General features: G+C 41.2%; 20 protein-coding genes. 17 read left to right on the top strand and 3 right to left on the bottom strand.

Annotated elements, in window-relative coordinates:
• Positions 1 to 108: 108 nt before the first annotated feature.
• The gene (rseP, locus tag ACEXOE_RS05285) at positions 109 to 1,428 is read right to left on the bottom strand and encodes an RIP metalloprotease RseP (protein ID WP_394747692.1); all 1,320 of its coding nucleotides are present in this window, start codon (positions 1,426 to 1,428) and stop codon (positions 109 to 111) included.
• Between the two features lie 161 nt (positions 1,429 to 1,589).
• Here rseP and ACEXOE_RS05280 point away from each other — a divergent pair, with 161 nt between their 5' ends.
• The 8 genes from ACEXOE_RS05280 to ACEXOE_RS05245 all read left to right on the top strand — a co-directional run bounded on the left by ACEXOE_RS05280 (position 1,590) and on the right by ACEXOE_RS05245 (position 9,382).
• Positions 1,590 to 2,264: an SCO family protein gene (locus tag ACEXOE_RS05280; protein ID WP_394747691.1), complete on the top strand. Its 675-nt coding sequence runs from the start codon at positions 1,590 to 1,592 to the stop codon at positions 2,262 to 2,264.
• 92 nt (positions 2,265 to 2,356) lie between these two features.
• Positions 2,357 to 2,602 (top strand): FeoA family protein, encoded by a 246-nt coding sequence (locus ACEXOE_RS05275; RefSeq protein ID WP_394747690.1) that lies wholly within the window; start codon positions 2,357 to 2,359, stop codon positions 2,600 to 2,602.
• Positions 2,599 to 4,836 (top strand): ferrous iron transport protein B, encoded by a 2,238-nt coding sequence (feoB, locus tag ACEXOE_RS05270; protein ID WP_394747689.1) that lies wholly within the window; start codon positions 2,599 to 2,601, stop codon positions 4,834 to 4,836. Before ACEXOE_RS05275 ends, feoB begins: the two co-directional genes overlap by 4 nt.
• 290 nt (positions 4,837 to 5,126) lie before the next feature.
• Positions 5,127 to 5,663: an RNA polymerase sigma factor gene (locus tag ACEXOE_RS05265; RefSeq protein ID WP_394747688.1), complete on the top strand. Its 537-nt coding sequence runs from the start codon at positions 5,127 to 5,129 to the stop codon at positions 5,661 to 5,663.
• A 2-nt stretch (positions 5,664 to 5,665) separates the two neighbouring features.
• The gene (locus ACEXOE_RS05260) at positions 5,666 to 6,460 is read left to right on the top strand and encodes a zf-HC2 domain-containing protein (protein ID WP_394747687.1); all 795 of its coding nucleotides are present in this window, start codon (positions 5,666 to 5,668) and stop codon (positions 6,458 to 6,460) included.
• A 19-nt stretch (positions 6,461 to 6,479) separates the two neighbouring features.
• Complete coding sequence (locus ACEXOE_RS05255) at positions 6,480 to 7,232, top strand: DUF4097 family beta strand repeat-containing protein (RefSeq protein ID WP_394747686.1); 753 nt, start codon at positions 6,480 to 6,482, stop codon at positions 7,230 to 7,232.
• A gap of 19 nt (positions 7,233 to 7,251) precedes the next feature.
• Complete coding sequence (locus tag ACEXOE_RS05250; protein ID WP_394747685.1) at positions 7,252 to 7,965, top strand: DUF4097 family beta strand repeat-containing protein; 714 nt, start codon at positions 7,252 to 7,254, stop codon at positions 7,963 to 7,965.
• 28 nt (positions 7,966 to 7,993) lie between these two features.
• The gene (locus ACEXOE_RS05245; protein ID WP_394747684.1) at positions 7,994 to 9,382 is read left to right on the top strand and encodes a S41 family peptidase; all 1,389 of its coding nucleotides are present in this window, start codon (positions 7,994 to 7,996) and stop codon (positions 9,380 to 9,382) included.
• 21 nt (positions 9,383 to 9,403) lie between these two features.
• Here ACEXOE_RS05245 and ACEXOE_RS05240 read toward each other — a convergent pair whose 3' ends face one another.
• Positions 9,404 to 9,790 carry a DUF423 domain-containing protein gene (locus ACEXOE_RS05240; protein WP_394747683.1) on the bottom strand — a complete coding sequence of 129 codons (387 nt, stop codon included), beginning with the start codon at positions 9,788 to 9,790 and terminating at the stop codon, positions 9,404 to 9,406.
• Between the two features lie 209 nt (positions 9,791 to 9,999).
• Between ACEXOE_RS05240 and ACEXOE_RS05235 the strand changes: the two genes are divergently transcribed.
• Positions 10,000 to 10,896: a glycoside hydrolase family 16 protein gene (locus tag ACEXOE_RS05235; RefSeq protein ID WP_394747682.1), complete on the top strand. Its 897-nt coding sequence runs from the start codon at positions 10,000 to 10,002 to the stop codon at positions 10,894 to 10,896.
• A 221-nt stretch (positions 10,897 to 11,117) separates the two neighbouring features.
• Positions 11,118 to 12,653, top strand: coding sequence for a carboxypeptidase-like regulatory domain-containing protein (locus tag ACEXOE_RS05230; protein WP_394747681.1), 1,536 nt, complete (start codon positions 11,118 to 11,120; stop codon positions 12,651 to 12,653).
• Between the two features lie 117 nt (positions 12,654 to 12,770).
• Here the strand turns inward: ACEXOE_RS05230 and ACEXOE_RS05225 are convergent, their stop codons facing one another.
• Positions 12,771 to 13,949 carry a cysteine desulfurase family protein gene (locus ACEXOE_RS05225; RefSeq protein ID WP_394747680.1) on the bottom strand — a complete coding sequence of 393 codons (1,179 nt, stop codon included), beginning with the start codon at positions 13,947 to 13,949 and terminating at the stop codon, positions 12,771 to 12,773.
• A 175-nt stretch (positions 13,950 to 14,124) separates the two neighbouring features.
• Between ACEXOE_RS05225 and ACEXOE_RS05220 the strand changes: the two genes are divergently transcribed.
• The 7 genes from ACEXOE_RS05220 to ACEXOE_RS05190 all read left to right on the top strand — a co-directional run bounded on the left by ACEXOE_RS05220 (position 14,125) and on the right by ACEXOE_RS05190 (position 21,521).
• A complete protein-coding gene (locus ACEXOE_RS05220) occupies positions 14,125 to 14,994 on the top strand; it encodes an FAD binding domain-containing protein (RefSeq protein ID WP_394747679.1) in 870 nt (289 codons plus the stop codon).
• A 4-nt stretch (positions 14,995 to 14,998) separates the two neighbouring features.
• A complete protein-coding gene (locus tag ACEXOE_RS05215; RefSeq protein ID WP_394747678.1) occupies positions 14,999 to 15,478 on the top strand; it encodes a (2Fe-2S)-binding protein in 480 nt (159 codons plus the stop codon).
• A gap of 17 nt (positions 15,479 to 15,495) precedes the next feature.
• Positions 15,496 to 17,853, top strand: coding sequence for an aerobic carbon-monoxide dehydrogenase large subunit (locus tag ACEXOE_RS05210; RefSeq protein ID WP_394747677.1), 2,358 nt, complete (start codon positions 15,496 to 15,498; stop codon positions 17,851 to 17,853).
• A gap of 114 nt (positions 17,854 to 17,967) precedes the next feature.
• Entirely contained in the window at positions 17,968 to 18,438 is a 471-nt protein-coding gene (locus ACEXOE_RS05205; RefSeq protein WP_394747676.1) for an SRPBCC family protein, read from the top strand.
• A 67-nt stretch (positions 18,439 to 18,505) separates the two neighbouring features.
• A complete protein-coding gene (locus ACEXOE_RS05200) occupies positions 18,506 to 19,381 on the top strand; it encodes an AAA family ATPase (RefSeq protein WP_394747675.1) in 876 nt (291 codons plus the stop codon).
• A gap of 15 nt (positions 19,382 to 19,396) precedes the next feature.
• Positions 19,397 to 20,530, top strand: coding sequence for a vWA domain-containing protein (locus ACEXOE_RS05195; RefSeq protein WP_394747674.1), 1,134 nt, complete (start codon positions 19,397 to 19,399; stop codon positions 20,528 to 20,530).
• Positions 20,523 to 21,521, top strand: coding sequence for an XdhC family protein (locus ACEXOE_RS05190; RefSeq protein WP_394747673.1), 999 nt, complete (start codon positions 20,523 to 20,525; stop codon positions 21,519 to 21,521). The genes ACEXOE_RS05195 and ACEXOE_RS05190 overlap by 8 nt, the downstream gene beginning before the upstream one ends.
• Positions 21,522 to 21,529 lie beyond the last annotated feature (8 nt).

Below are 21,529 nucleotides of genomic sequence, written 5' to 3'. Positions count from 1 at the left end.
ATGCATTAAATTTTTAACCGCTTTTTATCCCTTGTTTTTTTGTAAGGCTAAGCCTTGGAATATCACCCATTTGAGGCGGGGATTTCTATGGCTTATGTTCTTGGGCCTCTAATTAAAATAGTTCTTAACCACATTCCAGATATCATTTCCGAAAATCACGGCCATAAGCCCCATGAGAATTACAAAACCTACAATCTGACCGATCTCCAGTACCTTTTCACTAGGCTTTCTCCCGGAAATCATTTCATACAGCAAGAACATCACATGCCCCCCATCCAAGGCAGGAATAGGAAGGATGTTCAGAAAAGCCAACCAGACCGAAAACATGGCCATAAAACCTAGAATGAAGGTCCAATCCCAAGTAGGCGACATTAAACTTACGATGCCTATGGGTCCCTTTACCTGCTTATAGGCACCGGTATCCGTGTTGAATATTACCTTAAATTGCTTTACTTGTTTGGTCAATACTTCTATCGTTCGCGTAAAGCCCGCTGGGATAGCGGCAAAGAAACCGTATTCATCCGTCACGGTAATATCCTTATCGTCTAAACGAACCCCAATAGCTGCTTCTTCGGGTACGGTAAGTTGTATCTGTTCTTTTCTGCCGTTGCGCATTATCTCGATATCTAAAGGCTTATTTGGAGAAGCACCCACAATCTCACGGAATTCGTTCCAGTAGAGCACTTCTTTGCCATTGATGCCCACAATTTCATCTCCGGCCATGATTCCTGCTTTACTGGCTACCGTATTTTCGGTAACGCTCTCGATCAAGGCTTTTCTACGATAGCCCAAAAAGTTTCGGCCCTGGGCTTCAAAAACACTTTTTTTGTTTTCTCCCGTGAGCGGAAATGTCACTTCTTCTCCATTCCTGTTTACTGTAATTTCATCCCCTAAAATGATGTCAATTACAGCTTCGTTGAATTTTTTGGTCTTTTTTCCGTCAATGGCTAAAATTTGATCTCCAGTCCTTAAACCCAATTGCTCTCCAATGGAATCCACCTGAATACCATATTTTAAGCTGTCCGCAGGAATATAGGTATCCCCATTACTAAAGAATAAGAGGGTATAGATAAGCCAGGCCAAGAAGAAATTAACAGTAACTCCGCCCAACATAATGATCAAACGTTGCCAAGCCGGCTTGCTGCGAAATTCCCAGGGCTGTGGTTCCTGTGCCATTTGCTCGGTGTCCATGCTCTCATCGATCATTCCGGCAATCTTCACATAACCGCCTAAAGGTAGCCATCCCACGCCATATTCCGTTTCCCCGATCTTTTTCTTAAAAAGGGAGAACTTTACATCAAAGAACAAATAAAATTTTTCCACTTTGGTCTTGAAATAACGTGCGGGCAAAAAATGCCCCAATTCGTGTAAAATAACCAAGACCGATATGATGAATACAAATTGTACAATTTGAATAAATACTTCCATTAATGCGTGTTTGAATTTTAAACCGATCAAAAGTAAGGCTTTACACGATCTTAAAAAAAGAAACTGGGGTAGCCCCGCTCATTTTAAGAATTTTTTAGGGGCAAAGCGGGTTCAATTGTTGAAAGACAGCCAAAGCTGCCGTATCTTTGCGCAAAAAAAGAATGCGTTCGTTTTTTGCCAAATACAAAGTTTTTGCGCTATTCTTCCTAGTGTTATCAGGAATTATCATCACTTTATTTTACAATGCGCTACAACCGGAAAAAAAGTTAAGGATCTATCATCCGGCAGATTTCAATCCGGAATTGGTAGATTCCACCATTGCCCATGTTAAAAATTACCATACCATTGCCGATTTTTCCCTGATCAACCAAAATGGAAAAACCATCACTCAAGAAGATTATGAGGACAAGATCTATATCGCCGATTTTTTCTTTACCACTTGCCCCACTATCTGCCCTATAATGACCGAAAATATGGTGAACATTCAGGAAGCCATTCGCGATGATGAAGACGTTTTATTGTTGTCCCATTCCGTGACGCCGGTTATTGATTCGGTACCACAGCTCAAAAAGTATGCTATGGAAAAAGGGGTGTTGGATGAAAAATGGAACCTGGTTACCGGAGATAAGAAACATATTTATGAGTTGGCGCGGAAATCCTATTTGGCTGTGAAAACAGATGGGGATGGCGGACCTTTTGATATGATCCATACCGAAAATTTTATTCTGGTGGATAAGGAGCGAAGAATCCGAGGAACCTATGACGGCACAAATCCAGAAGAAATAAAAGAACTTTTGGAGGATTTGAAAATTTTAAAGGCAACCTATGTAAATTAGGCCTTTTCCGCTCATTTTTATCATTTTTTTACACCTTTTATTCGTATTTTTCCGTTATTTTTGCCCTTACTTAAAATCAATCTAAATAAAAATTGATAGTTACCGTTGCCACCTTAGCGCCTGGACAAAAAGGCATTATTCAAGAATTCTCTGAGGGAATTCTTCCCCTGAAATTATTGGAAATGGGATGTTTGCCCGGTAACGAAGTAGAACTGGTCCAAGTAGCTCCCTTAAAGGATCCCATATATATTAATGTAAACGGTTCGCATATTGCCATACGAAGATCAATGGCAGAACAGATAGCGCTTGATCTTATAGAAGACCCTGAATCCTTATGAGCAAGCAAATCAATGTAGCCCTAATTGGAAATCCCAATACGGGAAAGACCTCCGTTTTCAATCAGCTTACCGGTTTAAATCAAAAAGTAGGGAACTACCCTGGAATTACGGTAGAAAAAAAGGAGGGGATCTGTAAGCTTCCTAGAGGCGTTAAAGCGCATATCATTGACCTTCCCGGAACCTATAGCCTTAATACGACCTCCTTGGATGAAAGTGTGGTGGTAGAATTGTTGATGAACCGGAAGAGCAAGGATTTTCCAGATGTCGCGGTCGTGATCACGGATGTGGAGAATCTCAAACGGAACCTTCTCCTGTTCACGCAGATCAAAGATTTAAGAATTCCGACCATCTTGGTCATCAATATGGCCGATAGGATGTCCCGTAAAGGGATTTCGGTGGATATTGAGGCTTTGGAGAAAAGATTAGATACGAAAATCGCTTTGGTCAGTTCCCGAAAAGGAACCGGTATTGATAGGATCAAAGAACTGATAACGAAGTATAAGGAATTGTCGGTGACTCCCAATATAGATACTTCCAGAATTGCTCCGGACTATTTTAAAAGATTGCAAGACGCCTTTCCCAATGAGGATCTTTATAAGTTATGGCTGGTCATAACCCAAGATGTTAATTTTACCTCCATTGAGAAAAAGACAATAAAAGATGCTTCGGATTTTGCCACAAAGTCAAAAGGAGAATTAAAACGACTACAGCAACGAGAAACTATTTTACGGTATCAATTCATTAATAATGCCTTGAAAGAGTCGTATACTGTAGATATGAACGCGGCTAAAGGGTTTCGAGCTTCTTTAGACCGCATTCTGATGCACAAAGTATTTGGGTATGTCATCTTCTTTCTCATTTTGTTGATTATTTTTCAAGCGATATATGACTGGAGTAGCTACCCCATGGATGCCATCGATGGCTTTTTTGCTTCGGTCAGTGAATGGGTAAAAGACACCCTTCCAGAAGGAATTTTAACGACCTTGATCGCTGAAGGTATCCTGGCCGGTATTGGAGGTGTGGTTATTTTCATTCCGCAGATCGCCTTTCTCTTTTTATTCATTGCACTATTGGAAGAATCGGGCTATATGAGCCGCGTGGTTTTCTTAATGGATCGATTGATGCGTCCCTTTGGGTTGAGTGGAAAAAGTGTTGTTCCCTTGATATCCGGTACAGCTTGCGCTATTCCTGCGGTAATGGCTACTCGGACTATCGAGAATTGGAAGGAACGCTTGATTACGATTCTGGTAACGCCTTTTACAACCTGTTCTGCCCGATTGCCAGTTTACCTTATTATCATCGCCTTGGTCATTCCTGAAGGGAGTGTGCTGGGCATCAGTTATCAAGCCTTAACCCTAATGTTATTGTACTTATTGGGATTTGGAATGGCTATTTTCTCGGCCATGGTGCTAAACAAAATATTGAAAATCAAAAGCCGATCTTTTTTTGTTGTAGAAATGCCCAGTTATAAGTTGCCCTTATTGAAAAATGTAGGGTATACGGTATTGGAAAAAACCAAAACCTTTGTTTTTGAGGCCGGAAGGATTATTTTGGCCATTTCCATTATTCTATGGTTCTTGGGATCCAATGGGTATTCTGACAAATTCAAAAATGCCGAAACTATTGTTAAGAATAGAATTGAAACCCAAGGGTATTCCGATTATAACAAGGAGGCTATCGCTACTGTTTTAAAGGAATATGAAGCGCAGTTATATGTAAAAATGACCGATCAACATCATTTAGATACGGCAGCTGCCATTCAAGATTCCTTATCCTTGAAAAGAACAACGCTTTACGAAAAAGCGGAAAGTGAAGAAATCGCGAGTTATAAATTGGAACATTCCTATATTGGCTATGCCGGAAAAGCCATAGAACCTCTGGTAAAACCCTTGGGCTACGACTGGAAAATAGGGATTGCCGTGATTACTTCCTTTGCGGCAAGAGAGGTTTTTGTAGGAACCTTGGCCACGATATATAGTGTGGGTAGCGATGAGGAGGAAACCATAAAAAGTAGGATGGCCGCTGAGGTAGATGTTGCTACCCAAAAACCATTGTTTAATTTGGCATCAGGGATTTCCCTTTTATTGTTCTATGCTTTTGCCATGCAGTGTATGAGCACCTTGGCCATCGTAAAAAGGGAGACGAACAGTTGGAAATGGCCTATGGCCCAATTGGTGTTTATGAGCTTTTTTGCCTATATTGTTGCATTGACGGCCTATCAAATCATAAAGTAATGAGTTATATTCAACCTATATTAGCCTATTTGATTTTAGCAATTGCCTTAGGCTTTCTCCTTAAAAAATTCTTTTTGCCCAAAACCTTGTTCGCTTCCAAAAAAGGAAACACTAAGGGTTGTGGAAGTGATGGTTGTGGTTGCCATTGAGAATTATTTTCTTTCTTTTTTATTGTAAATACCTAATTGTCAGCAAAATATAGTTTGTTGCTGCCTTTTTATTTCTATTTTTTTTAGCTTGCTGTAACCTTTTTCAATTTTCGGACTATATAATACTGAAGATCAACTAAAATGAGCCTAAGGTTGAAGCAACAAACGGACGAGCAATTAATGCAGGAAGTCGCAGAAGGGAATTTGGACACCGTCCGATTTCTTTTTGAAAGACATCATGCCCATCTCTATAATTTTTTACACAAGATGTCTGGAGATGTAAGCTTGAGCGAGGATATTACACAAGATGTCTTTTACAAGATCATTAAATATCGATCGTCCTATAAAAATGGAAAATTTGTTTCCTGGATGTTTACCATAGCTAGGAATAGTTTGGCAACGCATTACTCAAGGGATAAAAACAAGCATGCCGATTTGGAAGTTGTTGCCCATAAGTTAACAGAGGAAACGGTATTGGAAGATGAAGACCATTCCCATTTGCAACGCGCTTTGAATGCATTGCCAGATTCGGATCGGGAATTATTGGTTCTAAATAGATTCCAAGAAATAAAGTACGCGGAGTTGGCGGAAATTGTAGGGAGCACTCCCGGAGCTGTAAAAACAAAAGTAAGCAGGGCCTTGAAAAAATTGCAAGGACTATATTTTAAAAATATCTAAGAATGAAAGAGCATATTCAACAGTTGCTTCCGGCATATCTGGATAAGACTTTAGATCAAAAAGAACGGGCCGAGGTCGAACATCATTTGGAGACTTGTGATGTATGTCGTAAAGAACTGGAGGCTTTACGGGTCTTGTTCCAGGCCTTTGAGACCGAAAAGAAAGCGGAGGTGCCAGATCGTGTAAGAACTAATTTTTATGCGATGTTGGAAGAAGAAAAGACAAAAAATGCGTCCGTGCTGTCTTTGCCCAATTCGGGAACTAAAACCAGAGGTATCGGTTTTGCCAATATGTTCAAGGTAGCGGCCAGTATAGCACTATTGATCGGCGCTTTCCTGTTGGGAAAATATCAGAAAGGACAGGAGTCCAATGCGCTTTTAGCACAAGTGGCCCATGAGAATCTGGCCATTAAGCAAACCGCAATGCTTTCTTTAATGGAAAACAAATCGGCCAGTAAACGCATTCAGGGGGTAGAGTATATCGAAGCTTTTGAGGAGCCCGATGAGGCTATCGTAAAGGCATTGGCTGATCGGGTGCTATATGATGAAAATACCAATGTACGTCTGACAGCAGTGACAGCTTTGCAACAATTCAGGACCTCCGAAATCGTAAAAAACACCTTTATTGAAGCTCTGGGGGTTGAAAAAGATCCAGGGATACAGATTTTGATTATTCAGACTTTGGTGAACCTTCAAGAGAAGAAGGCGGTGAAACCTATGAAAGAATTATTAGAGAATGAAGAAACACAACCGTTTATCAAAACACAGATTCAACAAGCACTACCACAAATAATATAAGATCGAAAAACGAAAAATCATGAAACAAATTATCATTAGTTTAGCAGTAGTACTCTGTGTGTCAGTTCTTAAGGCACAGGATTACTCCAAATCATTGAGCGGTATAGAATGGGTTAAGATAGAATCCAAAGCTACCGTAGTATTAAAAACCCATAATTCCAATGAATTATTGATCAAAGGAAAAAATACCTATGGTACTCCCGACCGGGCAAAAGGATTAAAACTAGTAGGCGCCGGTGGTTCGGACAATACAGACGTGGGTTTTTATGTGGTTGAAGAAGGGAATACTTTGATCGTAAAAAATTTGCGGAAAAATAAAAGCGCCGAAATCTATTTGCCCGAGAACCAAAATGTATCCATTACCAGCAGTTGGAACGGTCATATCAGCGTCAACGGTTTTAAAGGGGAAGTAGAGGCCAGTGCCCAATTGAATGGAGGGATTACTATGAAAGATGTGTCCGGCCCCATTACCGCCAATTCCTTGAATGGAGCTGTAGAGATCCAATTTGTAAAGGTGAACCAAAAGTCGCCCATTACCATTGCTACGACGAATGGCGTTTTGGATGTTACTTTGCCCGGGAATACTCCTGCAGACTTGTCCATGGGTACGGTCAATGGAGAGATCTATACCAACTTTGATTTAAAGACCAAAACGAATAAAGAAGGATATAAGGCCATATCTACAAAGAATGTCAAAGGCAGTATTAACAATGGTGGGGTAAAGATCAAATTGAAATCTGTGAATGGAACCATATACCTGAGAAAAGAATAATCAAAAAAACAGCACAATCATGAAAAATGTACTCACATTACTTTGCATCGGCCTTATGGGTTTTGGTCTCAATGCACAAAAAGTTATCGAGAAAAACCTGGATTATAAAGGAGAATATATAGAAATGAACGTAAAGTTCGCTTCGGAAATAGAAGTAAAGACCTGGGATAAATCCACGGTATACTTTAAGGCCGATATCACCACCAAAGATGGAAAATTCCTAGAGGCCTACCAATTGGATATTGATGAAAGAGGCAATAGTATTGTAATTACTTCGGAAGCAGAACCGGTTTTTAAGAAATTTCAAGAGGAATGGAACAGAAACCATCCAAAAAAGAAAAAAAGATATTACAACACCAATGAGTGGTATGAGTTTAATTACGTTCTCTATGTACCCAAGAATGCCAATTTTAAAGTAAGTAGCATCAATGGGGATTTGAGCGCCGAGCTGATCGAAGGGGATTTTGAAGCTGATTTGATCAATGGGGATATCGATATCAAGCGTTATCAAGGTGATTTAGACCTTAATACGATCAATGGAGAAATAGATGTGAAACTAAAAAACACTAGTGTGGTTGCCGAAACCATTCACGGAGATATCTATGCCGATGAGAATTTGCAATTAAAGACGACCGACCGTCATGTTGGACAGCTAGTGAAAGGAAATTTCGACAACGCCAAGAATAGTCTAAAACTAAAGACGATCAATGGCAATATGTATTTGCGCAAATAAAACCATTGTTCTTATAAACGTATAACCCATGAAAAATACTGCCCTTACCCTATTTCTTTTTTGTACATCCTTGCTTTTTGCACAAATTCCCAATGAGATATCCGAAGAAGAGAAAGTGTACGGGCTTTCCAAGTTTTGGCAGGAAGTCAACTATAATTTTGTGTACTTAAACAAAGTAGATCGGGAAGCATGGGATGCCATGTACAAGAATCTTATTTCAGAAGTACAGCGGACACCCAATGATTATGAATATTATAGATTGTTGCAGAAATTCTGCGCCTCCTTAAAAGACGGGCATACCAATGTGTATTTTCCATCGGAAATTCAAAACAATATATATACCTCCTATTTTGGGGAGTACCGTATTTTCCTGTCCAATATTGAAGGGAAGGCCATCATTACCCGGGTCAATGAAAGTAAAAAAGAAGAACTGCCCCTAGGAACAGAAATTGTAAAGGTCAACGGGGTTCCTGTGAAGGAATACATCGCTTTAAAAGTGCGCCCTTTTATTGCCTCTTCAACCGATCATATTTTGGAAGATTGGGGCATAGAACGAATGCTTCAAGGCTATGTGGGTACTTCCTATGAAGTTGAAATGCGATTGCCCAATGGAAAAAGAAAGACCTTGCGATTGACCCATGCCAAAACGCTGGAAAAAGAGGTCTATCCCCCTTTTGAAAAAAGAGAATTGTTAGATATAAAATGGGTGGGAAAAGACATCGCTTATGTAGCATTGAACTCTTTTTCGGATTGGAAGATTTCTTCGCAATTTCAGGAGCGGGTCAAGGAATTAAAAAAGGCAAAGAAATTGATCGTAGACTTAAGATATAACGGAGGAGGGAATTCCAATGTTGGAAAAGAGATTTTAAAATTTCTCATCAAAGACACTTTACTTTATGGTTCGCGATCTCAGAGTAGGTTGCATATCCCTTCGTTTAAGGCTTGGGGCAAGTGGGCCAAAGCTACGGATACACTCGACAACAGCTGGGGAAAAAAAGCGTATCTATCCTATCGGGATAATGCATTCCATCATTTTGCCTACGAGGCGGATACGGTCAGTAAAGGAGAACTTGTAGGCCTGAAAAAAGACAGATTGGTGGTTCCTACGGCTGTTTTGATCGGACACAATACTGCTTCTGCTGCAGAAGATTTTTTAATATATGCGGACAAACAGGCCCATATGACAAAAATCGGAGAGGCTACTTTTGGCAGTACGGGACAACCCTTTTTGTTTGATCTTCCCCATGGAGGGGTTGCACGCGTATGCACCAAAAAAGACACCTATCCGGATGGACGGGAATTTGTGGGATACGGCATCCTGCCCGATATATGGGTAAAGAAAGAATTACAGGATTACCTAAAGGACAAAGATCCCGTTTTGGATCGTGCCATAGCTTTTTTAAAGACACAAAAATAGATGTCCAACGGGTATAGGACCTTATAGGAATCCTTGTATGAAGGAATAGAGCAAAAGCCCCCAACCCACTACCAAAAAAAGACCGCCTAAGGGTGTTATTGGACCTAAGAATTTAAGTTTTCTTCCCTTGGAAGCAGAAAGGCAAAGACCATAAATACTGAAGGAAAAAAGAAAAGTACCTAGGATAAAACAATAGCTAATGGCATTTTCCAAAGGAGTGGTAAAGCCAAAATTATAGCTTAACATTAAAAGTAAAAGGGCGTGGTACATTTGGTATTTTACACCAGTTTCAAAGCTTTGTAATTGCTCCGGAGTAAATGTTTTTTTTAAGACATGGGCACCGAAAGCGCCAAAAATAACGGCCAATAAACCAAAAAGAGCACCGATAACCTGAACCAATAAAATCATGCTTGTTTTTTCTGCAAATATAACCATTCAAAATATGTGCTTAAGCAAGAATATCGGAGCCGCACGCTATCCTATCGCATTTAAAATACATGGCAGCACTTAATTTCTTTTTTTGAGCTATATTTGTTTCACTTTAAAAATAATATTGGTCTTTATCTATATACTGCAATACCGTTGCCTAGGTAGTGCGTAAAGTTTTAAAAAAAGCTATGATAAAGAAAATTATTTGTGTTACTATTTTAGTCGTATTCGCGTCATGCTCTTCTGATATATCACTTCCTGAAGAGCCCAATATGCCCACAACAGGTGAAAACCCAACTACTCCAGATCCTGTACCTGATCCGGATACCATGCCGATGGGAACAGATGGGGATTGGAATCTAGTATTCGAAGAGAATTTCGATACAGATCTCTCACAATGGAACATATGGGATAGTGGTGCCTTTAACAACGAAATACAATTGTACAGACCCTCCCAACTTTCTATTGCCGATGGTATTTTGAATATCAATGTACAACGCGAAGCGGTAACAGGGGATACCAATCCTTTTGATGCGGCACAAAAGGACTTTGATTATGTTTCCGGACGTGTAGAATCCAAAACCACTTTTGGACCTTCGGAGGGGGAAGGAGAGCGGGAGTATCGTTTTATGGCTCGGATACGAATGCCTCTGGGAAATGGCATGTGGCCTGCTTTTTGGTCTTTTGGAGACCCATGGCCTACCCAAGGAGAGATTGACATTATTGAAGCCCGTGGAAACAATATCTACCAATCCAATTTGTTTTTTGGAAACGAACCCAATATGGTATTGTCCAGAAATGAAGATACGGAGGCCCCGCATACCTTGGATGTAGATTTAACGGCAGATTTTCACACCTTTGAACTCATATGGGGGCAAGATAAAATGACCATCAATCTAGATGGGGAATTGCTTCATGAATACAATGCAGATGAAAAAAACTTTGTAGCTTCTTTTTTTGGGAAAAAACAACAACTGGTAATCAATACCGCTGTCGGCGGGCCTTTCTTTAGAGGGATAGATCCTGCTGACTTTGCCGATAATGCGACTATGCAGGTAGATTGGGTAAGAGTATATAAAAGGTAGTATAAGAAACAATAATAGCATATGAAGCACCCTTTGTAAGGGTGTTTTTTTATGGGATATTCTGAGAGGTCAACATCAATATTTATATTGTTTGGTGTTCAAACCCTAGGAATTCGTACTTTTTTCGTTAAAAAAACAATAAATCTGCCTTAAAAAAATCAAAATCTCTTTTGTAAGAGCAAAGGGATGCTTTAATTCGTGCTCAAACAAACGTACAACATATGACCAAAATTACTTTTCTAACTACTTGCTGTCTTTTACTATTTTTCCACTGGGGAAATGCCCAAGTTATTAGTTCCAAGGTGTTGGATTCGGCTACCCAAAAACCAATTCCCTATGCCACAGTACTCTTATCCAATAAAAAGGGAGTAATCACCAATGAAGAAGGGCGTTTTAGCATCCGTCTTAATGATCAGATGCAACCTACAGATTCGCTCTTCATTTCCTGTATTGGGTACGAATCTATTGGAAAGCCACTAAATCAGTTTACGGAGCCGGTCATCTTTATGCGCTCCAAGGCCATAGAATTAAAGTCGGTCATCCTTACCAACAAGAATTTCACTCCGGAAGAAATCATTGCCAAGGTAAAAGCCAATTTAGATAAGAATTACAACAGGGATTTTACCAAAAAGAAGTTGTTTTTCAGGGAATCTTATCATAACTATTTGGCAAAGACAGATTACACTTTTAAGAAATCTACGATCAAAGAGTTAAACAAGGCCTTTTTGGATAGCGTTATTCAGTCCGTTCCCAAGCGCGATGATCGCTACACCGAGGTCCTTTGCGATTTGTACGGAAACTACGACCGTAAAAATCAAAAGATAAAATTGATAAAAGCTTCTGAACTGTATGATAAAAGCAGTGAATTGGACCTCACTTCTTTAGAGGAACGCTTTAATAAGATCATCAAAGACAACGTAAAACCGAATTCCTATTTTAAGATCAAATCGGGAATTTTCGGAACAAAAGTAGGGGCTGATGAGATTTTTGATGAAGCGGAAGATGAAGAAAAGAACGAAGATGCGGAAGCCTTGAAGAAAGAGTTGGAGGCGAAGAAAAAAAGGGAAGAATTGCGCAAAAAGAATTTTGCCTTGTACCGAAGAAATACCATGGCAGGATTGTTTGATCAGTTTTTCTTTATGGAGGATTCCAAACTCAATTTTTTACGAAAGTCCAAAAGATACGAGTTTACCCAAGTAGATTTTACCTATTTAGGGGATGATGCGGTTTATATTCTTGATTTTAAACCAAAGCGCTCTGCAGATTATAAAGGAAGATTGTATATCAATTCAGATGATTTTGCGATTATCCGCGTGGATTATGACAATGTGAAACCCCTCCGAAACTTCAGGCTATTAGGGATTTCCATGAAAGAATATTTGGATTCGGGAAAAATGATTTTTTCCAAAGGGGCCAATGATAAATACGATCTGCGTTTTCTGGAGTCTGAAAGTGCTAATAGGGTAGGGATACGCAGGCCTTTGAAAATCATTGAAAAGAATAAGTTTGTTAAAGGGAGGCGTAAGCAAAACGAATTGTCGGTCAAAATAGATATGGCCGTGACCAGCAGGAACAAATACGAAATTGTCATTTTTGATACCGAACACGTATCTAACTCCATATTTGAGGGAGTTGCCGAAAACAATGCGGTGCTTCCTACCTATATGCCAAGATACGATGCCTCTTTTTGGGAAGGCTACAATATTATTGAACCAAACCAGGCCATAAAGGAATTTACGGCCACAACCGAGGAATAGGTCACCAAACTTACGTCCTTATCACAAGGGTTTGGAGGTGATTTTTTCTTGTTTTTGTGTATAAATCTAGATGAAATAGGATACCTCTGGACCCTTTTTTTATGGTATGATAGTAGATTATTGCTGCCGTCGTTCCCACAAGATATTGTCCTCACGCAGCGCTTGTACCTCCTTTGAAATAATCGTAATGGCTCTTTTAATGTCGTCCTCCTTGGTATAACGCCCAAGGCTCAATCGCAAGGAAGCATAGGCCAAGTTTTTCTTTACGCCCATAGCGCTTAAGACATGGGAGGGTTCTACAGCAGCAGAATTACAGGCAGAACCATTGGAAACGGCCATAAACTTGCTCAAGCTCCGTAAGAGCGTTTCCCCATCAACATAGGCAAAAGAAATATTGGCGGTATTGGGGAGTCGTGCTACAGCAGTACTATTGGAAGTACTGTGTTCCAAGGCCAATAAACCCTCTTCCAATTGATTTCGTAGCTGTGTTAAATGCTGTATTTCCTGATCAAAATTCGCATAGGCCAATTGGATTGCTTTTGCGAAACCTACAATTCCGGGAGTATTTAAAGTGCCACCCCGCATGCCCTTCTGCTGTCCGCCCCCTTGAATAAAACTAGAGAGAGCTCCCCTACCTTCCAAGTTTTTGATATAGACCATCCCCATCCCTTTGGGGCCGTATACCTTATGGGCTGAAAAACAGCAAAAATCCACCGCTTCAAAAAAGGAGGCTAAAGGAATTTTTCCCAAAGCTTGGGTAGCATCGGCAAAGAGAAAAGTATTGTTCGCCTTGGCCAGAGTAGCAATTTCCCCTAAGGGTTGTACAGCTCCGGTTTCATTATTGGCGTAGAGGAAGGCGGCCAGTACAGTATCCGGACGCAAGGCATCTTTAAAGGCTTTGGGGGAAATAAGACCTTGAGCATCTACATCGAGATAGGTGACTTCAAAGCCTTCTTCTTCCAAAAAAGCGCAAGTATCCAAAACGGCTTTATGCTCTGCCTTGCTCGTAATGAGGTGTTTTCCTTGTTGTTTGTGCGCGCTGCATATACCTTTTAAAATCATATTAATACTTTCCGTAGCACCGGAAGTATATATAATATCACTGGCCGCAATGCCTAAAGTAGCCGCTATGGTCGCGCTGGCCTTGCCTATGGCATCTTTGGCCAACCATCCGTAAGGATGATGACTGCTGGAGGGATTCCCAAAATCTTCATGAAAATAAGGAAGCATAGCTTCTACAACTTCCTGGGCACAGGGAGTGGTGGCATTATAGTCGAGATATATCTGGGAATACATGATTTAAATTTGGATACGGTTAAAATTAAGGAAATAAATCCATTAGCCTAAAAGTGCAGAAATGGATGAATTTTAACATTGCGTTAATTCTTCAGGGATTCTATGCATTTATTGCATTATCAGAAAAAAGTGGCTATATTTAGTAACTACTTTCTAAAATAAATACCTAAAAATTATGATTCCTGCTAATTTCACCTATCATAAGGCTTCCTCTGTCAAAGATGCGATAGCCTTAGCACAAACGCATGGCGAAGAAGCCAAGTATATGTCGGGAGGACATAGCTTATTGCCCATGATGAAGCTTCGCTTTGCCACCCCTGAACATATTATCGATATCAGTAAGATTGAGGGCTTATCCTATATTAAAGAAGAGGATGGGCTACTAAAAATTGGAGCACTCACTACGCAGACCGAAATGGAATATTCCGACTTAATCCGGAACAGCTATCCTATCTTTTCAGATGCGATTAAATTAACGGCCGATCCATCGGTTCGGAATATTGGCACTATTGGAGGAAATATAGCCCATGGAGATGCGGCCAATGATCAGCCGGCGCTAATGTTGGCTATGGGAGCCACTATTGTCGCGGAGGGTGCCGATGGGCGAAAATCCATCCCTATCGACGAGTTTTTCCACGGCTTTTATATGACCGCTTTGGAACCTTCGGATATTTTAGTGGAAATTCAAGTGCCCCAGAGGAAAAAAGGAAGCGGAGGTGCCTATCATAAAGTGGAACGGAAAGTAGGGGATTATGCCACCGCTGGTGTGGCGGTACATGTGGTATTGGATGATGCAGGAGTTTGTCAAGAAATAGGCATTGGCCTTACCAATGTCAGTGCAGTACCGATGCGTTTGGAACGAGGGGAGGCCTTGTTAAAAGGAAAGGAGATTACGGATGAACTTATAGAACAAGTAGGTGTCATGGCCAGTGAGGATTGTGAGCCTACTTCAGATTTGAGAGGGTCCGAAGCCTACAAAAGATCCATTGTGAATACCATAACAAAACGCATGATACATACCGCATTAGAACGCGCTAAAAACTAAAAAAATGAAACACGAGATTACACTAACAATAAATGGGGAAAGTGTCACTGCTGAGGTCGATTCCAGATTGCTTTTGGTGCATTTTATTCGAGAAAATTTAGATTTAACCGGGACACATATTGGTTGTGATACCTCTAATTGCGGCGCATGTACCATACTTTTGGATGGTAAATCCATAAAATCCTGCACCTATCTGGCCGTTCGCGCGGATGGAGCAGAAATTACGACCATAGAAGGGGTAGCTGCCGAAGGAACCAACCATCCCTTGCAAAAGGCCTTTCACGAACAGCATGGATTGCATTGCGGATTTTGCACTCCGGGAATGATCATGCGATCTATTGATTTACTAAAGAACAATCCCAATCCTACGGAAGAAGAGATCCGCTGGGGAATATCAGGGAACCTATGTCGTTGCACCGGCTATAACAATATTGTAAAGTCGATCCAGCAAGCTGCGGATGAATTACAAAATGAATCTGTCTAACCTCAAAAAATACCACTATGTTTAAATGTAAAACATCACCAGAGGTAGGCGGAATGGGTCACTCTGTAAAAAGAAAAGAAGATGCCCGTTTTTTACACGGGAAAGGAAATTATGTAGACGATGTGAAGCTTCCGGGTATGCTCACCATGGTGATGGTACGGAGTCCGTATGCCTATGCAAAGATCAAAAGCATCAATAAAGAAAAAGCCTTGGCTATTCCTGGAGTCCTTGCCGTCATTACCGGGGAAGATTTGGCACAGTACAATTTGCATTGGATGCCCACCTTGTTATCCGATACACAGATGGTGCTGCCAACGGATACCGTAATGCACCAATCCCAGGAAGTATGTGCTGTTATTGCTACAGATCGCTATATTGCCGTAGATGGTGCAGAAGCCGTAGAAGTGGACTATGAGCCCATGCAAGCCATTGTAGATCCCTTTACGGCCTTGAACGAGGATGCGCCTCTGTTACGCCCGGATAAAGAAGGGCAGGAAGACAATAAAATTTACCATTGGGAACGTGGAGACCGGGCCAAGACAGATGAAGTTATTGCCAAGGCCGATGTGGTGGTAAAAGAACGTATCCATTTGCCTAGAATTCATGTAGCTTCCATTGAAACCTGTGGATGTGTAGCTTCCTACGATAAGGATACCCAAAAAATGGTCGTCTATCTCACAACGCAGGCGCCGCATGCCATTAGAACCGTGGTTGCCTTGGTAGCAGGCCATGTAGGGCTTTCTGAGGAGAAGATACGAGTAATCGCGCCGGATATTGGTGGTGGTTTTGGAGGAAAAGTACCGGTATACCCCGCCTATGTGGTGGCCATAGCAGCCACTTTCTTGATCGGGAAGCCGGTAAAATGGATTGAAGATCGCTCTGAAAACTTGGTGAATGGTTTTGCGCGGGACTATCATATGGATTGTGAATTGGCCGCCACAAAAGATGGAAAAATTCAAGCCTTTAAAGTAAGTACTTTGGCGGATCACGGCTATACCGATTCTTCGGCCAATCCTTCCAAATACCCTACGGGAATGTTCTCCATCTGTACAGGATCGTATGATTATGAGCATGCTTTTGCGGAACTAGATGCGGTATATACCAATAAAGCTCCGGGAGGTGTGGCCTACCGATGTTCGTTCCGGGTTACGGAAGCCGTACATGCCATAGAGCGAATGGTAGATAAGCTTGCTGCGGAAATTGGAAAAGATCCCGCCCAATTGCGTATGGAGAATTTCATTAAAAAAGAACAATTCCCTTATGCTTCTCCCTTAGGATGGAGCTATGATAGTGGAGATTACGAAGCCACCTTGAAAAAAGCCATGGATATGGTGGGCTACGACGATTATAAAAAAGAACAGGCCGAAAAACGCAAGGAAGGAAAACTGATGGGCATTGGTATCTGTACCTTTACGGAAGTTGTGGGTGCCGGACCTTCCAAGGATTTTGACATTTTGGGCATTGCCATGTTCGACAGTGCCGAGATCAGGGTACACCCAACAGGAAAGGCTATGGCTCGTTTTGGAACAAAATCACAAGGACAGGGGCATGAAACTACCTATGCCCAGATTCTAGCCGAAGAATTGGGCATCCCGTATACCGACATTGAAATTGAGGAAGGGGATACCGATACGGCACCTTATGGTTTGGGAACCTATGCCAGTAGAAGTACGCCTACAGCGGGGGCCGCTGCAGCTATAGCTGCACGAAAGCTAAAGGATAAAGGAAAGAAAATTGCGGCACATCTTTTAGAAGTGAGCGAAGAAGATATTGAATGGGAAGTAGGGAAGTTCTTTGTAAAGGGAGCTCCTGAAAAATCAAAGACCATTCAAGATGTGGCTTTTGCCGCCTATACCAATATTCCTCCGGGAATGGAACCTGGTTTTGAAGCAACGCACTATTACGATCCGCCAAATTTAACCTTCCCCAACGGCGCTTATATCTGTGTGGTGGAGGTTGATGAACAAACTGGAGCTATTGATGTAAAACGATTTGTAGCCATTGATGATTGTGGAAATATCATTAATCCCATGATTGTGGAGGGACAGGTACATGGAGGCTTAACCCAAGGAATTGCACCGGCGATGTATGAAGGTATTGAATATGACGATGAAGGAAACGTACTGAATGGAACGTTAATGGACTATCTGGTGCCTACGGCAGTGGAATCCCCACATTGGGAAACAGGACATACCATAACACCTTCCCCACACCATCCATTAGGGGCAAAAGGAGTTGCGGAATCGCCAACGGTTGGAGCGCCGCCTGCGATAGCCAATGCTATTATCGATGCTTTGTCACCCTTGGGCATAAAGCATTTGGATATTCCCATTACACCGGCAAAAGTATGGGAAGCCATTCAGGCGCATAAATAACGGTATTGTTAATGTTTGCTAAAACAACTATGATAAACCCAATGATATGAGTTACTTGCAAGAAGCCTAAGATGCTTATCGTTGCTATGACTTGATAATAATGAAAATAACATAATGAAAACAAAATTAGAAAAGTCCTTTGAAGTGCCACAAGGCACGGAATTGGTTTGGGAACATTTGATCGATCCGGAAAAAATTATGGATTGTGTTCCGGGAGTATCCATTGAAGAAAAAGTGGGAGATAACCATTATAAAGGAAAAGTGGGGATGAAGTTTGGCCCTATGGGGGTAAAGTATGATGCCGATATCTACTATGATGAAGTGAATTTGGAAGAGCGAAAAATTGTTCTTACCGGGAATGGTGTCGATTCCAAAGGAAATGGAAATGCGGAAATGAAAATGACCATAGATCTTGATGATGCTTCGGAAGGGGGCGTGAAATTGGACGCCATCATGGATGTTACGATCAATGGAAAAATTGCACAATTTGGATCGCGTTTAATTACCACGGTCTCCAATCAATTGTTTAAGCAATTTGTAACGAATTTTTCTAAAAAATTGGAAGCTGCGGAAGCAGGTGAGTAATCGGTATAAAAACCTTTAATCAAAAGCTGTGTCCATAATGGACATAGCTTTTTTAAAATAAAAACCCTTGAACAAAGAAATTGATGCCCTCATAAGAGATTTTTATACGCACGATTATATCCTGAATGAAGCCTTGGCGACTTCCGTTTTTTTGTTGAAAAATTTAGAGAAGCCCCTATTGCTCGAAGGGAGTCCAGGAGTAGGAAAGACGGTTTTGGCCAAAACTTTGGCTGCGCATCTTGGAACAGACCTCATTCGTTTACAATGCTATGAGGGCTTGGATGTGAGTACTACGATTTACGAATGGAACTATCAAAAACAACTTTTACATATTAAACTCTTTGAACAGGAAGCGGATAAGAAGGCCTTGGGGAATCGGATTTTTGGAATGGATTATATTTTGAAACGTCCTTTGTTACAGGCAATCAGTGCTTCCAAACCGGTGGTGTTATTAATCGATGAGATCGATCGGGCAGATGAGGAGTTCGAGGCCTATTTATTGGAATTACTATCCGATTTCCAAATCAGCATCCCCGAATTGGGGACTATTCCGGCAATTTCAAAGCCCTTGGTCATCCTCACCTCAAACAGAACACGGGAGCTCAGCGATGCTTTGCGCCGACGTTGCCTGTACCATTGGGTAGATTTTCCTTCCAAGACCAAGGAAATCGATATCATTGCCAAGAAATTACCGCATATCGATGAAGCTTTGGCCACCCAGCTTGTTACCTTCATTCATAATTTAAGAAAATCCAGTTTGCATAAACCCCCGGGAATTGCGGAATCCTTGGATTGGGCTAAGACTTTACTCCTAATGAATGCCGATACTATTACAGATGATATTGTACACAATACTATTGGGAGTGTGCTTAAACACAAGGACGATGTGGCTTTTGTACAAAACAAAACGGTACAAGAGTTTTTGTATCCCATAAACGATTAGATCACTTTAAGAAGAATGAAAGAAGTCACCAAAACATTCAAAGAACGCTTGATCGACTTTACGATGTATTGTCGGGAAAGGCAATTTGTTTTGGGGCCACAGGAAACTAGAGATGCTTTCGATATCGCAGAACGCGGATATTTTTTAGATAGAAAGCTATTCCAGTATAGTCTTAAAGCCATTTACTGTAAGCGCAAAGAGCATTTTGATCGATTTGACGAAATGTTCGATCGTTTTTGGAGCCGGTATTATGAGGATAAATTAGTGCAGCGGAAAGCCGCAATCAAGCATAAAAAGAAAGAGCCGGATACAGCTACGATCATTTTTTTAGGGGCCAAATTCAATATTCCCCAAAAAGAAAAAAAAGAAGAGGCCAAAGAGACCAAAGGGGCCAATGAAAGCATCCGTTTACGGCAAACGGATTTTTCAAAAGTTGATGTGGCGGACAAAGAACGGCTGGAAGAATTGGCAGAGGAATTGTTCCATCAAATGAGCATGCGTTTTAAAAGACGTCTCGAAAATGCAAACAAAGGAAGGGTGGATATTCGCAATACCGTACGGCACAGTATTCCCAAAGGGGGGTGGATGTTAGATCTGTCCTATAAAAGAAAACGCAAGGAAAAACGCAAAGTGGTTTTTATTTTGGACATCAGTGGCTCTATGGATACCTATAGTTACTATCTATTGCGCTATGTTATGGTGTTAAAAAAGTATTTTAAGAGTCTAGAGTTTTTTACCTTTAGTACACATTTGACCCATGTGACACCATTGCTTCGCGAAAATAATGAGGAACAAATTTTGAAGCAAATCGGTAAAAAAGTGCATTCATGGTCCAGTGGTACCAAGATCGGGGAATCCCTAACGGAATTTCTTTCGGTCTATGGGAGTAAGTTTTTGAGTCAGAAGCATATTGTGGTAGTGCTCAGTGATGGTCTGGAAACGGGAAATGTGGCCCAACTTAAAGATGCCGTACAGACCATACGCAGGAAGTGCAAGACCCTGATATGGCTAAACCCCTTGAAGGGAATGAAAGGTTATCAGCCCATTCAAAAAGGAATGGTGAATGTGATGCCCCATTTAGATGCTTTTGAGTCGGCCCATAATTTGGATAGTTTATTAAAATTGGAAAAACTGTTGATGGATGTTTAGTGAGTTAGTAGGTAAAATAAAAGAATATCAGGATAAAGGCTTCAATTTTGCCATTGCGCAGATTATTGATCGCAAAGCTCCTAGTTCTGGGAAGATCGGGGACAAAGCCCTTATTTTGGAAACCGGGGAATTGATTGGTTGGATCGGTGGTGGATGCGTTCGGGGCATCGTCATCAAGGAAGCCCTAGAAGTAATAAAAACAAAACGATATCGTCGTGTTCGGATTTCCCCTGAAGGAGGCACGAGCACCTCTGAATATCATAAAAATTATGTGATGTCTTGTCAAAGTGGAGGAACTATTGAAGTATTGATCGAACCTGTTTTCCCCCAACCAGAACTGATTGTGGTAGGAAAATCCAATATCGCCAGGAAACTAGTAACCCTAGCGGCAATCTCAGATTTTAAAGTGACGGCTATGGCTCTTGGAGCAGATAACGAACTGTTTCCACAGGCCACGGAGGTACAGGATAAAGTGAACTTTGACGGTATCGAGAATTTTACCAATCGTTATGTTATTGTGACCACTCAGGGAGAAGACGATGAACTTTCTGTGCAGAAAGCCTTAAATACCCCTGCGCCTTATGTGGGTTTTGTGGCCAGTGAACGAAAGGCAGGGCAATTGCGGGAATATCTAAAAAAGCAGGGACTCCCTGAAGATCGGATAGGAGAATTAAAGAGTCCCGTTGGCATGGATATCAATGCAAAATCGGCCAGTGAAGTAGCCATTAGTATCTTGGCTCATATCATAGCCGACTTTAGAGCGGAAACGACTAAAAGTACTTCTTGTTGCTCTAGCAAAACCGAAGAAACTACAAACAGTGCCTTTGAAGAAGAATATTATATTAATCCCGTATGCAATGTTCCCGTTTCTAGGAAAAACCCAAAACATATTGTGGATTATGAGGGAGAAAAAGTGTATTTCTGTTGCGATGGTTGTAAAGTAAGTTTCGAAAAAAATCCGGCGCAATACATGAGCCCCTCCGAAGGGTAAAATAAAAC

The organism is Spongiimicrobium salis (genome assembly GCF_043678055.1).
GTDB classification, from domain to species: domain Bacteria; phylum Bacteroidota; class Bacteroidia; order Flavobacteriales; family Flavobacteriaceae; genus Spongiimicrobium; species Spongiimicrobium salis.
The sequence above is the reverse complement of the archived record's forward strand: the minus strand, read 5'-3'. Positions and strand labels throughout refer to the sequence as shown.

Bases quoted from the DNA above. Each gene is read 5' to 3' on its own strand.
- rseP (WP_394747692.1), bottom strand. From the start codon at position 1,428: ATGGAAGTATTTATTCAAATTGTACAATTTGTATTCATCATATCGGTC.
- ACEXOE_RS05280 (WP_394747691.1), top strand. From the start codon at position 1,590: ATGCGTTCGTTTTTTGCCAAATACAAAGTTTTTGCGCTATTCTTCCTA.
- feoB (WP_394747689.1), top strand. From the start codon at position 2,599: ATGAGCAAGCAAATCAATGTAGCCCTAATTGGAAATCCCAATACGGGA.
- ACEXOE_RS05265 (WP_394747688.1), top strand. From the start codon at position 5,127: ATGAGCCTAAGGTTGAAGCAACAAACGGACGAGCAATTAATGCAGGAA.
- ACEXOE_RS05260 (WP_394747687.1), top strand. From the start codon at position 5,666: ATGAAAGAGCATATTCAACAGTTGCTTCCGGCATATCTGGATAAGACT.
- ACEXOE_RS05255 (WP_394747686.1), top strand. From the start codon at position 6,480: ATGAAACAAATTATCATTAGTTTAGCAGTAGTACTCTGTGTGTCAGTT.
- ACEXOE_RS05250 (WP_394747685.1), top strand. From the start codon at position 7,252: ATGAAAAATGTACTCACATTACTTTGCATCGGCCTTATGGGTTTTGGT.
- ACEXOE_RS05245 (WP_394747684.1), top strand. From the start codon at position 7,994: ATGAAAAATACTGCCCTTACCCTATTTCTTTTTTGTACATCCTTGCTT.
- ACEXOE_RS05240 (WP_394747683.1), bottom strand. From the start codon at position 9,790: ATGATTTTATTGGTTCAGGTTATCGGTGCTCTTTTTGGTTTATTGGCC.
- ACEXOE_RS05235 (WP_394747682.1), top strand. From the start codon at position 10,000: ATGATAAAGAAAATTATTTGTGTTACTATTTTAGTCGTATTCGCGTCA.
- ACEXOE_RS05230 (WP_394747681.1), top strand. From the start codon at position 11,118: ATGACCAAAATTACTTTTCTAACTACTTGCTGTCTTTTACTATTTTTC.
- ACEXOE_RS05225 (WP_394747680.1), bottom strand. From the start codon at position 13,949: ATGTATTCCCAGATATATCTCGACTATAATGCCACCACTCCCTGTGCC.
- ACEXOE_RS05220 (WP_394747679.1), top strand. From the start codon at position 14,125: ATGATTCCTGCTAATTTCACCTATCATAAGGCTTCCTCTGTCAAAGAT.
- ACEXOE_RS05215 (WP_394747678.1), top strand. From the start codon at position 14,999: ATGAAACACGAGATTACACTAACAATAAATGGGGAAAGTGTCACTGCT.
- ACEXOE_RS05210 (WP_394747677.1), top strand. From the start codon at position 15,496: ATGTTTAAATGTAAAACATCACCAGAGGTAGGCGGAATGGGTCACTCT.
- ACEXOE_RS05205 (WP_394747676.1), top strand. From the start codon at position 17,968: ATGAAAACAAAATTAGAAAAGTCCTTTGAAGTGCCACAAGGCACGGAA.
- ACEXOE_RS05195 (WP_394747674.1), top strand. From the start codon at position 19,397: ATGAAAGAAGTCACCAAAACATTCAAAGAACGCTTGATCGACTTTACG.
- ACEXOE_RS05190 (WP_394747673.1), top strand. From the start codon at position 20,523: ATGTTTAGTGAGTTAGTAGGTAAAATAAAAGAATATCAGGATAAAGGC.